The following is a 13185-nucleotide window of genomic DNA, read 5'->3' as shown; positions in this document are numbered from 1 at the left end:
TCGCTGTCACCAACCTCCGTGGACAGAACATCTAGCGCTTCTCGTAGATGCGCTTGTGGTCGCTGAGCCCGGCCAGCCGGAAGAGCCCGGTGGTCTGCGACGGGGTGGGGTAGTCGCCGCCGTCGGCCGGGAAGGACCGTTCGTGCAGCTCGCGGTAGTCGGCGTAGCCGACCGGCGTGCGCCGGGCGATCGCCTCTCGGTGCGCTGCAGTCCGCAGGTGCTCCCGGTACCCGGGAACAACGGTGCCGGCGAAGAACTCGGCGACACTGCCGGAGCCGTAGCTGAGGAAACCCAGGGACCGGCCGGTCAGGTCGTCCGCCTGGTCGAGCAACGAGGCGAGGCCGAGGTACACCGACGCGGTGTAGCTGTTGCCGATCACGGCGTTGTAGGCCGTGGTCTGTCCGATGGCGCGCTCGACCGCGGCCTTGTCGGGGTCGAGCCCGCAGTAGTTCAGCAAGTGGCGGTGGGCCTTGTAGGCCATCTTCGTGAACGGCTGGTGATAGCAGAACGCGGCGAACTCCTCGAGCGAGCGGCCGCCCTGCTCGCCGTAGTCCTTCCAGCTGCCTTCCACCGCCTGCAGATACGCGGAGATGGACTCCTGCCCGTCGACCAGAGCGGCCTCGCGGTAGTTCGGCCGCCAGAAGTCCATGACGTCGGCGGTGAACAGGCCAGACGGTTCCTCGATACGCACCAGGGCGGGGTCCGCACCGACCAGCATGGCCACCGCGGCCGCGCCCTGGGTCGCCTCACCCGGGCTGTCCAGCTCGTACTTGGAAACGTCGCTCGCGACCACGAGGACCTGCTGAGCGGGGTCACGCCGTACGAGGCCGATGGCGAACTGCAGGGCCGCCGTCGCCCCGTAGCATGCTTGCTTCAGTTCGACGACCCGGCTGGCCGACGGCAGCCCGAGCAGTGAGTGCACGTACACACCGGCCGACTTCGCCTGGTCGATCGACGACTCCGTCGCGAACACGACCGTCCGTATCCGATTGGTCCCGTGCCGGGCGATGATGGGCGCCGCGGCGGCGGCGCCCATGGTCACGATGTCCTCGTCGGCGGCGGGCACACTCATCGACTGCTGGCCGATGCCCAGGTGGTACTTGCCGATCTCGGTGCCGTTGTACTCGGCGAGCACCGTGTGCGGCAGGACGAACTCGGTCGTCGCGAATGACAGATCGTGAATTCCGATCGCGGAATCGTTGGACATACCCTTATGCACCAACCTTTACTGTCTTGTCGTCGCGTTCCAACTGAACGTGTGCGCGCATGAGTTCACCGGGATTTGTTTGTGCCGCGAGGAGCGAGAGTTCACCGCACAGCACCGTCGCGGCCGCGATGACGGCGAGTCGGCGCGCGTTCTCTCCGGGTGCACGGTCGGTCCGGCAGCCGAGCCGGGCCAGATTCGTCTCCACGAACCCGAGCCCCTTGCCGTTGCCCACCGTGCCCACGATCAGGTTCGGCAGCGTGCAGGAGAAATAGAGGTCACCGTCCCGGTCCTCGGCCATGGTGACGCCCTGCGACCCTTCGATGATGTTGGCCGCGTCCTGGCCCGTCGCCAGGTAGAACCCGAGCAGCATGTTCGCGAAGTGGGCGTTCGCCGAGCGGATACCACCGGCGAGCAGGGTCCCGAGCAGGTTCTTGCGTATGTTCAGCTCGACTATCTTGGCAGCCGACGTGTGCAGTACGTCGGTGACCACGTCACGGGGCACGAGCAGCTCGGTGACCACGTTCTTACCGCGGCCGAGGATGCCGTTGATCGCGGTTGCCTTCTTGTCCGTGCAGTAGTTCCCCGAGATCGATCCGTAGGAGATTCCCGGGATGGTCTGCAGCAGGTGCTTCAGGAGCGCGTCGGACGCGAGCGTGACCATGTTGTGCCCGGACGCGTCGCCGGTGGAGAACTCGAACCGGATGAACAGCAGGTTGGCCGTGATCTCGTGCCGGATGCCGATCAGCTCGGCGAACCTGCTGCAGGTGCGCACCACGCCGCGAAGCTCGTCGATCCGCGCGTCGATGGTCCGCGCGGTCATGTGCGCGGTCTGCGCGTCCGTCGCCTCGACGAGCACCGACCGCGTCATCCGCTCGTCGACGAGAGTGGCGACGATGCCCTGCTCGGCCAGCATGGAGACCTTCGCCCCACGGCCCACCGACGGCCACAGCGGTGACTCGTAGGTGGCGAGTGGGACCTGGGTCTCGGTGGTGGCGACGTTCCCCGAGATGCGCAGGGGCCCCACCCACCTCATCGGGACACCCGCGATCGCGTGCGCGTCAGTCATCGTGTGTTTCCCGTCTTCTCGTGGAGGGCGTCGACGGAGCTGGAACGCTGGGCGAGTGGCCGTGTGTCGATGCCTCGGTCGGCGCAGAAGGAACGAAGGTCGTCATGGATCAGCAGATCGCAGCTCGTCAGGTCTGCGGGGGTACGCGCGCCGAGCATGGTCATCAGCGCCGCGAGCTGGTCGAGCCATGTCGAGATCTGCGTGATGAGCGCCGATACGCCGTCGTCGAGCAGGGTGCGGAGGAAGCCCCCGGACGCTCCGACGCCGGAGGCGCCGAGCGCCAGTGAGCGGGCGACGTCGAGCGGGTGGCGCACGCCGCCGGAGGCGAGCACAGGGATGCCGACGCCCTGCGCGTCCAAGAGGCAGGCGGCGGTGGACTGCCCCCAGCCGTGGAGGAAGGCGTAGTCGGCGAGCTCCCGTCGGCCGTTCTCGATGCGGGTGAAGTCCGTGCCGCCCCGGCCGCCGAGATCCGCCACCCGCACACCCAGGTCCTGCAGTGTCAGGACGGTCTGACAGCTCAGCCCGTTACCGACCTCCTTGACGATCACGGGGACGTCGACGTTCTTCGCGATCTTCTCGATCTGGGGGACCCAGGACGAGAACGACCGGTCGCCCTCCGGCATCACCGTTTCCTGCGCCGTGTTGATGTGGATCTGCAGGGCGTTGGCCTGCAGCAGGTCGACGGCTCGCCGCGCCTTGTCGACCGACGCCGTCGCGTTGACGTTCGCCATGACGAACCCGTCAGGGTTCTCCTGGCGCAATACCTGGAACGTGTCGGCGCACGAAGGGTCCTTGAAGTACGCGCTCATGGATCCCGACGCGATGGGCACCCCGGTCTCACGGGCGGCGATGGCCAGGTCCCGGTTGATGACGCCGGTTTTGACGCTGCCGCCTGTCATCGCGTTGATGTAGAGCGGTACCTGCCAGGTGATGTCGGCGAAGGTCGTGGCCAGGGACACGTCCGGCCGGTCGATGCCGGCCAGGGCGTGGTGGACGAACGACACCTCGTCGAACTGATTGCGTCCGCTGCGCTCGTGCTGCTGCTCGACAGCGAGCCGGACGTGGTCGTCCTTGCGTTGAGCGATCATTTCTCGTTCCCTTCCAGGGCGGGACGGATCGGCAGGGGCAGTACCCCGGCCGCTTCCCACCGTTGCCGTACGTGTGAGATCTCCCGCGACGCCTCGGCGTCCAGCAGGGCGATACCGCAGTCGCCGCCACCTGCCCCGGAGGGCTTGGCCGCGCCGCCGACGGCCTCGGCGGTGTCGCACAGTGCCGTCAGCTTGGCCGTGAAAATGCCGAGGCCGACCTCGTCGTCCAGGCGCGCCAGCTCCTGCCGGGCCCGGCGGATCTGCTGCAGCAGGTCCTGCCGGTCACCGGTCTCCAGGGCGGCGGCCGCGGCGCGCACACAGTCGGTGGTGGTTTCCACGAACCTCTGGTGGGACGCGGTGCCCCGCCAGGTCCGGCGGTGCAGGCCGGACACCAGGGAGGTGGTGGAGGCCGGCTCTCCGGTCCAGCCGACCTCGAAAGACAGGCCGTCGGGGGGCGGCAGCCGGCGCACCTCGAAACCCGGCCAGGGCGCGGCAAGCGTCCGGTCGACACCCAGGCGCCGGGCCAGGTCGAGCACGAAGGCCCTGTCGGGCGCCCGGTAGGCGATCCAACCGCCCCAGGTACTGGCGGCGAGATCACCGCCGGAGGCCTTGGCGTCGATCTGGGCGGTGGCGAGCAGGGCCAGGCGGTAACGGGCCTCGGGCGACAGCTTCAGCCCGCAGAAGGACGCCACGGCCGCAACCGTCGCCACGGTCACCGCGCCGCTCGAACCCAGCCCGTACTTCCTGCCGTCCTCGTGCAGGCGGCTGCCGACCGACAGGCTCAGCGCGGGCACCGGCAGGCCGCGTTCGGCCAGCAGCCGGCCCACGACCTCGATCGCCGACGCGACGTACGTCACTCCGCTGGGCGCACGCTGCTCGCCGTCCGTGCCGCACACGGCAAGCCGGCCGTCGTGCCAGCGCAGCCGCACCGGCTCAGGAGCGAGGTCGGAGCAGAGCACGACGTCGGACTTGCCGCAGCCGGAATCGGGGTCGGGGCCGGACACGGTGACGGTGACCTGCCGGTCGACCGCCACCAGGATCGCCGGGTTCCCGGGCTCCACCACCGCGTACTCGCCCACGACGAACAACTTGCCCGGCGCCTGCCGGACCACCGTGCGCGGCGGCGTCATCATCCGTCCTCGTTGAGCAGGCGGGCGCCTTGCCCCGGCCCGGCGATGACCACCGTGCCCTTGCGGGCGGCGCCGCGGACGGCCTCGGCCACCCGCTCCGCATCCGCGCGGTGGCACAGCACCTTCACGTTCGGCCCGGCGTCCATGGTCGCGTAGGCGGCCATTCCGTCCCGCCTGAGCTGTAGCACACGGTCGAGCACGGTGACCGTGGCCGGCGACAGGTACCGCACCGCGGGGCGCGCCGCCAGCATGGTCGCGTGCATGCCGAGCGCGTTGCGCTCCGCGATCTCTCCCACCGCCTGAAGGTCGCCGCGGCGCAGCGCCGCCCGTATGTCGGCCAGGTCGTCCTTGCTGGAGGCGGCCCACGGCCGGTACAGCGGCGAGGTGTCGACGGTCTGCCGCATGGCCTGCCGGCTGGAGACGGTTTTGGACCCCGCGTTGACCACGGCGATGACCAGCGCGGGGTCGATGTCCGCCGCGGGCACCGGCTCGGCGTAGGAGCTGATGTCCGCGTCCGCGGCCGTGCCGGTGTCCGAGCCGGCGTGCCAGAGGGCGAAGCCGCCGAAGATTGACCGCGACGCCGACCCGGACCCGCGCCGGGCCAGGCGGGACAGTGCGGTGGCGTCGAGATCGAGCCCGTACGCGGCGGCCGCGGCCACCGCGAGGGCGGCGAACCCGCTGGCGGAGGACGCCAGGCCCGCCCCGGTGGGGACGGTGTTCTGGCTGTCGACGACGGCCCGCTGGCCGAGCCCGGCCCTCTCGCGCACCAGCTTCAGGAACGCGGTGATGCGCCGCAGTGTCTCGCCCGTCGCGGGCACGCCGTTGAGCGTGGCCCGGTCGTGCCCGGCCTCGGGATCGAGCCGGACACGGGTGGTTGTGGGGAAGACGTCCAGGGTCATCGACAGGCTGTCGGTGACGGGAAGGACGAGGCGCTCATCGCGCTTGCCCCAGTACTTGATCAGCGCGATGTTCGGGTGCGCGACGGCGATGGCACTTCTGGCAGTGCCCTGCTGCAGCGGTCGCAGCACGGCGGTCGGGTGTTCACGGCGCATGGTTGTCGAGCCCCTTCAGCGATACGACCCACGTCTGTACGGCGCCGGCCTCGTGCAGCTGCCGGGTGACCTCCCGGGCCCGCTCCGGCCGGGTCAGCGCGATCACGCAGCCGCCCAGGCCACCCCCGGTGATCTTGGCTCCGAGGCCGCCCGCCCAGAGCGCGGCCTCGACCAGCGCGTCGATCCGGTTGGTGCTCAGGCCAGCCGCGCGCAGCAGATCGTGATAGTCCGTCAGCCGCGAGCCGAGTTCCTCCGGCTTGCCGTCGGCGAGGGCCTGCCGGGCCGCGTGGGTCAGGTCCGACGCCCGGCCCACGAACCTCTCCTGCGCCCCGGGATGGCACCTGAAGCCCTCACGCAGCAGCTCGACCGCTTCCTTGGTGCTGCCCGCGGCGCCGCTGTCGGCGATGATGAACAAGCCGTCCCAGCCGATGCTCAGTTCCTCGACCTTGCCGGCCTGGAACAGCAGCGGGGCGGACGCGCCGACGGCCCGGGCGTCGACGCCGCTGGCCCGGCCGTGCGCCATGTTCTCGGTCGTCTGCACCAGGTCGAACACCGTGCTCTCCGTCAGTTCGCGGCCGAAGAGATCGGCAAGGGCTAAGGCGATCGCACGCGAACCTGCCGCGCTGGAGCCGAGCCCCCGGCCGGGCGGGATCGCACTGTCGAGGAGCACGTCGAGGTGCGGCCCGCCCGTCACGCCCGTTCTCGCCTTGAATTCCGCGATCAGCCGGCGCAGGCCGTCGGAGGCCTGCGTCACCAGCGCCCGCGACGGAGTACCGGTCATCGTGTAGGACAAGTCGCCCTGGCTGTCGGAGGCGTGGGAAGACCACCCGGCGCTGGCCGTGACCGTGAGCTGCGGAATCGGCAGCGCGAGCGCCGGAGCGCCGTAGACGACTGCATGCTCCCCGAGCAGGATGGCCTTGGCATGGGCGCGGCCGATGCCGACTGAGCAGGCCCGGCGGCTTTCTGATACCCCCTCCGCTGAGGTCGGAAGAGTCAACGCACTCAGCTCCCTTTGTCTTTTCTGCATGGAGATCGCATGGTCATGGGGATCGCATCGTCCGGAGTTCTGAAACAAGGAATGAAGCAGGACGTCAGAAGCGGCCATGTCCGCACAAGCAGCGTGCCTGTGCGGACATGGCCGCTTCGGGAAAGACAGCGGGCCGTCACGCGGCGCCGCCCTGATGCGACAGCCCGGAGGGGTGCCGCGACGAGGGGCGCGAGACCATCATGTGATGCCGTGCCAGCCGGGCACCGGCGCAAAACACCCGGGCAAGCGGTTGACCGGATGCGGAAGGAAAACTGGTGCCGTACGCGCAGGGATCCGGTCCTTCGTGCGCAGACCGGCCGGGACGACACGCGATCCACTGCCGCGCAGCAACTTTTGGGCAGGGTAGACGTGGGTAGATAGTGACACGGGGGCTACGCGACGCCAACACCACGCCGAAGTGACCTGGGTCACGTCGGCGGGGCTGGCTCGTGGCATCGCACGGGACAGCACCTTCGAGCGGATGCCGCGGGCCGGGCGGGCGAACACGTCGGCGCGGCAGGCGACTTCGGCCGTCCGGTGCCGGCCGGCTCCGCCGCCGTCCGCGCCCCGGCGCGCCCGCCGGGGTCCGGGAGAACGGGGCCCGCAGCCGGGCGCTGGGACGCTTCCGGCCCGTCGGCCTGCACGATTCACCTGCCGTGCGACGGCGCCGGAAGCCCGCCCGTCGTCGCGCTCGTGGGCCGGCACACCGGCGGTCGCACCCGCTCCGCCTCCTGGCAAGGGCCGTCCCGGGTGCCCCGCGCCGCCCGGACAGCCCCCGGGGGCGCCCCACGGCCAGGGCGGCAGGGGGGGGCGGCTCGCAGGCCATCGGGCCCGGCCCGGCTGCCGCGGCCGGTGCCGCCTCGCCGCAGCCAGGGCGGGCCTTCACCGGTTCCGGCTCCGGGGCGCGCGGTCCTGGCCGTGCCGTCTGTTCTCGAGGCCGGGCGGGCGAGGCCGTCGCCGAGGCCCCGGGGGCAGCCTCAGTGCGGCGACGGTCTCCTCGGCGGGTCCGGCGGCGCTGCGGGCGGCATCGCGTGGGCGGGCGGCCCGCAGCCGACCGGGGTACGGCTGAGCCGGCCGAGGCCCACGGACAGGGCCTCGGCCGGCTCACCCGGCGGCGGTCAGCCGTTGGGCCGGCGCCTGGCGAGACGAACGCGTCAAGACGGCCCGGCCGGGCGCGCAGGGCCGGTACCCACGCCGCATCGCCGGGCCCGGACGGACGCCCGGGACGCCCCCGGGCCGCGGGCGGCGGTCAGTGGCCGGGCCCGGACCGAGAAGGCCGGGGGGCCACCGGCACGCTTCGACGACGGGCTCGGCCTGCTGGCCGAGGACGACGGCAAGGGCGCCTCGCACGAGCTGTACGAGGAGGGCGGCCGCGACGGTCAGGGCCACGGCCTGATCGGCATGTGCCGTGCCTGGCCTGCGGCTGGCTCCGACCGCTCGCAAAGTTCGGGTACGCCGGGTGTGTGGGGGAGGGCTTGCCGTCTCGGCCCGGCTGTTCGGGCGCTCCGGGTACTTCGGGCTCCGGCGCTCGGCCGGAGCGAGTGCCACGGTGCGGTGGGCCCTGCCCGCGGCGGGCGGCCAGAGGGCCGGGTCCTGTCGCCGCCGGTGTGTGTCCTGCCCGCCGGGTCAGGGCCGACGCTGCAGGGCGATCTCCGTGAGTTCCTCGATGTCGAACTCCGAGCGGCAGTGAGGCGCGCCGTAGCGGGTGACCTTCCCGCGGCTCACCCACTTGCGGATGGTCGCTTCGGACACCCCCACGGCGAGTGCGGCCACTTTCGTGGGGACGAGCCGGTGGCTCGGTGGCTTGGTCATGCGTTGACGCCCTTTCGCTGCCGCTCCATGAGTTTCCTGAGACCGAGCCACTCGCGCATCTCCCATGAATGCCCTGAAGAGCAGGTTATGCTGCTGTTTCCCGCACTTGCGCTGTTCTTCGGTGAAACACTGATCGTCCCGGAGCAGTTGTCCACGACGCACTTCCTGATGAGCGTCTGCAGATCACTCGGCTCGGGATCGATCGTCTGACGCAGTTCCACGACGAGACCCTCGATCTCGTCCGCGAATTCGACCGCCGGGGGCTGGGCGGCAAGCCACTCCATGTGCAGCGTGAGAAACCGCGCCAAGTGGGGCACGGTACGAGGCGGGGCAGTGGTGCCGAGCTTCTCCACGACCATGCCCGACCACGATTCGAGAATGGCGAGAATGTTGTGGCGGGCGTCGAGCACCGAGATATCCAAGTAGTCCCGCTTACGGCTTCCCGAAACCTTTGTCGGGTTCGTTCGCCTGGCGGTCGTCGGAGACACCTGGTGCAGGCACTCCTGGTGGAGACCGGGGAGTGCGCGCAGGCTGCGCCCCACCCGCCTGATGCAGGGAGCGCACAGGACGGACCCGGCGGCGGCTCGGCTGTCCTGAGTGTGGCCTCTGGGGCATGGGTGAGACTTCATCGAAGCTCCTTCATGAGGTGGCTCGCCCCCCGTGTGAATCGCGTGCATGTCCCGTGCCGGTCGCGGCAGTCAGCTCAGTGTTTCCTCTCCGTGGCTGATCGGGTCCGTAGAAGGACTTTGCATTCCGCTCTGTGTCCCGGGTCCGGTGCGGCGGTGCGCGCCCCGGCGAACAGACCAATTACCCGGCCGACGACTCGAGTCCCGATACAGCCTCGTTCGGGGCCTGCTTGCGAACGGCGGCTCAAGCCGGCTTCCAGGCGGAAGTGAGTCCTGGTTGAGCGCCTGCGCCGACGATGGCTGAGGAAGGAGGCACTGTGGACGGTACGCACGGAGGCGAACGCGCAGTAGGCGCCGCACTCCCCGCAGGGCGGCTCGTGGCGGCGGCCGCTCAGTTCCCCCCGGGTGATGCGCTGTCACCCGGGCGCCCGGACACCCGCCCATCCGCACCTCCGGCCGGGGACGGCACGGCCGCACACCTTCAGGTGTGCCTCGTCGGCGCCGGTCCCCGGGGCCTTTCCGTACTGGAACGGCTCTGTGCGCAGGAACGGAAGTCGCCCCGCTGGGACACCGTCACCGTGCACGTCGTCGACCCGGACCCGCCGGGCTCAGGGCGGGTGTGGCGCCCTGACCAGTCCCGGCACCTGCTGATGAACACCGTCGCCTCCCAGGTGACGATCTACATCGACTCCAGCGTCCGCATCGAAGGCCCGCTGGAGGAGGGGCCGAGCCTGTACGAGTGGGCCAAGGTCCTGGAGTCGGGCACGCTCGACACCGGCCCGCAGACCGCCCACGACGACGAGGTCCTCGCCGAGGCGCGCGGTCTGGGCCCCGACGCCTATCCCACCCGCGCGCTCTACGGCTGCTATCTGACCTGGGCGTTCCAGCGGGTCGTCGCGAAGGCCGCCGCGCACTTGACGGTGCGCACGTATCCCGTGCGGGCGGTCGCCCTCGAGGACGCCGGTGGCGCGGCCCGGCAGGCGGGGCCACAGACGGTCGTACTGGAGGACGGCACCCGGCTGACCGGCCTGTCCGCGGTCGTCCTCGCCCAGGGCCACGTCCCGGCCCAGCCCACCGACACGGAGCGGGAGCTGACCGACTTCGCCGCCCGGCGCGGGCTTGTGTACGTGGCCCCCGCCAACCCGGCCGACGTGGACCTGTCGGGCATCCGGCCCGGGCAGAGCGTGCTGCTGCGCGGGCTCGGGCTCAACTTCTTCGACTACATGGCACTGTTCACCCAGGGCCGGCGCGGCGTGTTCACCCGCGTCGGCGGCCGCCTGGTCTACCGGCCCTCGGGCCGCGAGCCGCGCCTGTACGCCGGCTCCCGGCGCGGTGTGCCCTACCAGGCACGCGGCGAGAACGAAAAGGGCGTCCACGGCCGCTACTTCCCCCGGCTCCTGACCGCCGGGCACATCGCGGCGCTGCGCGCCCGGGGCACCCGCGGCGCGGCCATCGACTTCGCCGCCGACCTGTGGCCGCTGATCTCCAAGGAAGTGTGCGGCGTCTACTACGCGGCCCTGCTCACGGCGCGCGGTGAAGACGCCGCGGCCGTCGAGGAGTTCACCGAGCGGTATCTGCACGCCGCACCGGGCCGGGCGGAGGACAGGCTTCTTGACGAGGCCGGGATCGGCGCGGCCGAGCGCTGGGACTGGCAGCGCGTCGCCCGCCCCTACGGCCCTGGCGCCCTGAGCAACCTGGCCGCCTTCCGCAGCTGGCTGCGCGGCCACCTCGACGACGACGTCCGCCTGGCCCGCCAGGGCAACGTCAGCGGACCGGTCAAGGCCGCCCTCGACGTCCTGCGGGACCTGCGCAACGAGGTGCGCCTCGCCGTCGACCACGCCGGCCTGACCGCCGCGTCCCACCGCGACGACCTCGATCGCTGGTACACACCGCTCAACGCCTATCTGTCCATCGGCCCGCCCGCGTCCCGCATCGAGGAGATGGCCGCGCTCATGGACGCCGGCATCCTCGACGTGACCGGCCCCGGGCTGAGCGTCACCGCCGACCCGCACGACCCGCTCGGCCCCTGTTTCACCGCTACGTCCAGCGAGATCCCGGGCGTGCGGGTGCGGGCCACGGTCCTCATCGAGGCCCGCCTGCCCGAGATCGACCTGCGGCGCACCGCGGACCCGCTGATGCGCCAGCTGCTGCGCACCGGGCAGTGCCGCCCGTACCGCATCCCCCGCCCGGCGGGCGGCCCCGGCGACGGCGGCGCGGGGGACGCCGACTACGAGACCGGGGGCCTGGCCGTGTCCGAGCGGCCCTACCACCTGATCGACGCCCACGGCGTGCCGCATCCCAGGCGCTTCGCCTACGGGGTGCCGACAGAATCCGTGCACTGGGTGACCGCCGCGGGCATCAGACCCGGCGTCGGCTCGGTCACCCTGGAGGACTCCGACGCCATCGCGGCGGCGGTCCTCGCCCTGCCCCCGGCACCCGCCGTGCCGGCAGCAACCGTCCACCGCCGCGGCGGCCCGCACAGCCGCCGCCCTGAGCGCGAAGGCAGACGCATGACCTCCCGCTACGAGCCCCCGGAACCCGCGGCCCTGCCCGCCCACCTGGACGCCGGGCTGCTCTCCCCGGTCCGGGCGGGCACCGACGTCGAGGCGGCCGTGGGCGATGGCGCCTGGCTGCAGGCGATGCTCGACGCGGAGGCGGCCCTGGCCCGAGCCCAGGCCCGCTGCGGCACGGTGCCCGCACACGCGGCCGAGGCCATCACGGCCGCCGCCCGCGCGGACCTGCTGGACGTGCGCGAGCTGGCGCTGGCCGCGCGGGAGACCGCGAACCCGGTCGTGGGGCTGGTCAAGGCGCTGACCGCGGTGGTCGCCCAGCGTTCCCCGCAGGCCGCCGAATATGTGCACCGCGGCTCCACCAGCCAGGACGTCTTCGACACCGGCGCGATGCTGGTGGCCGCCCGCGCGCTGCGCCTGATCGTCGCGGACCTGCACACCGTGGCCGCCGCGCTGGGCGACCTCGCGGCCGCGCACCGGGACACCGTGATGGCGGGCCGCACCCTCGCCCTGCACGCCGTCCCCACGACCTTCGGGCTGAAGGCGGCCGGGTGGCGCCAGCTGGTCCTGGACGCGGTCGAGCGCCTGGAGCGGATCGCCGACGGCGGGCTTCCGGTGGCGCTCGGCGGCGCGGCCGGAACACTGGCCGGTTATCTGCAGTACGCCGGTGAGGGCACCGATCCCGCGGCCGTACTCGACGGCCTCGGCGCCGCCTTCGCCGCCGAGACCGGGCTGTCCGCCCCCGTCCTGCCCTGGCACGTCCTGCGCACCCCCGTCGCCGACCTGGCGACCGCCCTCGCCCACACGGCCGGGGCCCTCGGCAAGATCGCCGCGGATGTGCTGGTGCTGGCCAGGACCGAGATCGGCGAGGTGGCCGAGCCCGCGGTCGCCGGGCGGGGCGCCTCCTCGGCGATGCCGCACAAGCGCAACCCCGTGCTCGCGACCCTGATCCGCTCCGCCGCCCTCCAAGTGCCCGCCCTGGCCACCGTACTGATGCAGTGCCTGTCCGCCGAGGACGAGCGCTCGGCCGGGGTGTGGCATGCCGAGTGGCAGCCGCTGCGCGAATGCCTGCGCCTGACCGGCGGCGCCGCGCACACGGCCGTCGAACTCGCGCAGGGACTCACCGTCCGCCCGGAACGGATGCGCGCCAACCTCCAGGCGACCGGCGGGCAGCTGGTCTCCGAGCGGGTCTCGGCCGTCCTGGCGCCGCGCATCGGCAAGACGGCCGCCAAGGAACTGCTGACCCAGGCCTCGCTCCTCGCCGCCCGGGCCGGCCGGCCGCTGGCCGACGTACTGGCCGAACTCCCGCAGCTGGCCGGCGTGCTGAACAGCGGCGAGGCGGCCGCCCTCCTCGACCCGGACGGTTACACCGGCGCCGCCGGTCCTTTGGTGGACCGGGCGCTCACCGAGCCGGGGTGCGTGCGGACCCCGGCGCCGTAACTGAGACCGGCCGGCAATTGGGGGGTGGCGTCACGGGGCTGGGGCACGTACCTCGCGGCGTTGTCGTCCATCACCATGTTCCCCGAGCTCTCGGCTTCGCTCGAGCAGGGGAGGCACCATTCGCCATGGCTCAATCCTCCGCCTTGCGATGCACGCACCCCAGCCCCGCTCCTTCACCCACCCCCCAATGGCCGGCCGGTCTGACAAGGACGGCTGGTGCGGGATGG

The 13185-nt window shown here is 71.9% G+C and carries 9 protein-coding genes and 1 pseudogene; 2 read left to right on the top strand and 8 right to left on the bottom strand.

Annotated features, from left to right (window positions below; all coding sequences use genetic code 11):
* Nucleotides 1–31: 31 nt before the first annotated feature.
* The 8 genes from OH809_RS01550 to OH809_RS01515 all read right to left on the bottom strand — a co-directional run bounded on the left by OH809_RS01550 (nucleotide 32) and on the right by OH809_RS01515 (nucleotide 8792).
* Nucleotides 32–1207, bottom strand: a complete 1176-nt coding sequence (locus OH809_RS01550; RefSeq protein ID WP_406415603.1) for a hydroxymethylglutaryl-CoA synthase — start codon at nucleotides 1205–1207, stop codon at nucleotides 32–34.
* 4 nt (nucleotides 1208–1211) lie between these two features.
* The gene (locus tag OH809_RS01545; protein ID WP_406415602.1) at nucleotides 1212–2273 is read right to left on the bottom strand and encodes a hydroxymethylglutaryl-CoA reductase; all 1062 of its coding nucleotides are present in this window, start codon (nucleotides 2271–2273) and stop codon (nucleotides 1212–1214) included.
* On the bottom strand, nucleotides 2270–3361 hold the full coding sequence (gene fni, locus OH809_RS01540; protein WP_406415600.1) for a type 2 isopentenyl-diphosphate Delta-isomerase: 1092 nt from the start codon (nucleotides 3359–3361) through the stop codon (nucleotides 2270–2272). Before fni ends, OH809_RS01545 begins: the two co-directional genes overlap by 4 nt.
* Nucleotides 3358–4491 carry a phosphomevalonate kinase gene (locus OH809_RS01535; RefSeq protein ID WP_406415598.1) on the bottom strand — a complete coding sequence of 378 codons (1134 nt, stop codon included), beginning with the start codon at nucleotides 4489–4491 and terminating at the stop codon, nucleotides 3358–3360. The genes fni and OH809_RS01535 overlap by 4 nt, the downstream gene beginning before the upstream one ends.
* Nucleotides 4491–5543 carry a diphosphomevalonate decarboxylase gene (gene mvaD / locus OH809_RS01530; protein WP_406415597.1) on the bottom strand — a complete coding sequence of 351 codons (1053 nt, stop codon included), beginning with the start codon at nucleotides 5541–5543 and terminating at the stop codon, nucleotides 4491–4493. The genes OH809_RS01535 and mvaD overlap by 1 nt, the downstream gene beginning before the upstream one ends.
* Nucleotides 5533–6540 carry a mevalonate kinase gene (mvk, locus tag OH809_RS01525; RefSeq protein WP_406415595.1) on the bottom strand — a complete coding sequence of 336 codons (1008 nt, stop codon included), beginning with the start codon at nucleotides 6538–6540 and terminating at the stop codon, nucleotides 5533–5535. The genes mvaD and mvk overlap by 11 nt, the downstream gene beginning before the upstream one ends.
* Before the next feature lie 1656 nt (nucleotides 6541–8196).
* Nucleotides 8197–8382 (bottom strand): hypothetical protein, encoded by a 186-nt coding sequence (locus tag OH809_RS01520; RefSeq protein WP_406415593.1) that lies wholly within the window; start codon nucleotides 8380–8382, stop codon nucleotides 8197–8199.
* Complete coding sequence (locus OH809_RS01515; protein WP_406415591.1) at nucleotides 8379–8792, bottom strand: hypothetical protein; 414 nt, start codon at nucleotides 8790–8792, stop codon at nucleotides 8379–8381. Before OH809_RS01515 ends, OH809_RS01520 begins: the two co-directional genes overlap by 4 nt.
* 701 nt (nucleotides 8793–9493) lie before the next feature.
* Between OH809_RS01515 and OH809_RS01510 the strand changes: the two are divergent.
* Both OH809_RS01510 and pcaB read left to right on the top strand, forming a co-directional pair.
* Nucleotides 9494–11449 (top strand): annotated as a pseudogene (locus OH809_RS01510) (FAD/NAD(P)-binding protein); the annotation flags it as partial.
* Nucleotides 11450–11518: 69 nt separating this feature from the next.
* Nucleotides 11519–12958, top strand: coding sequence for a 3-carboxy-cis,cis-muconate cycloisomerase (gene pcaB, locus OH809_RS01505; RefSeq protein WP_406424656.1), 1440 nt, complete (start codon nucleotides 11519–11521; stop codon nucleotides 12956–12958).
* The last annotated feature ends 227 nt before the right edge of the window (nucleotides 12959–13185 follow it).

It is taken from the genome of Streptomyces sp. NBC_00873, assembly GCF_045207415.1.
In the GTDB taxonomy this organism is placed as follows: domain Bacteria; phylum Actinomycetota; class Actinomycetes; order Streptomycetales; family Streptomycetaceae; genus Streptomyces.
This window is presented reverse-complemented; position numbering and strand designations above follow the sequence as displayed.

Bases quoted from the DNA above. Each gene is read 5' to 3' on its own strand.
- OH809_RS01550 (WP_406415603.1), bottom strand. From the start codon at position 1,207: ATGTCCAACGATTCCGCGATCGGAATTCACGATCTGTCATTCGCGACG.
- OH809_RS01545 (WP_406415602.1), bottom strand. From the start codon at position 2,273: ATGACTGACGCGCACGCGATCGCGGGTGTCCCGATGAGGTGGGTGGGG.
- fni (WP_406415600.1), bottom strand. From the start codon at position 3,361: ATGATCGCTCAACGCAAGGACGACCACGTCCGGCTCGCTGTCGAGCAG.
- OH809_RS01535 (WP_406415598.1), bottom strand. From the start codon at position 4,491: ATGACGCCGCCGCGCACGGTGGTCCGGCAGGCGCCGGGCAAGTTGTTC.
- mvaD (WP_406415597.1), bottom strand. From the start codon at position 5,543: ATGCGCCGTGAACACCCGACCGCCGTGCTGCGACCGCTGCAGCAGGGC.
- OH809_RS01520 (WP_406415593.1), bottom strand. From the start codon at position 8,382: ATGACCAAGCCACCGAGCCACCGGCTCGTCCCCACGAAAGTGGCCGCA.
- pcaB (WP_406424656.1), top strand. From the start codon at position 11,519: ATGACCTCCCGCTACGAGCCCCCGGAACCCGCGGCCCTGCCCGCCCAC.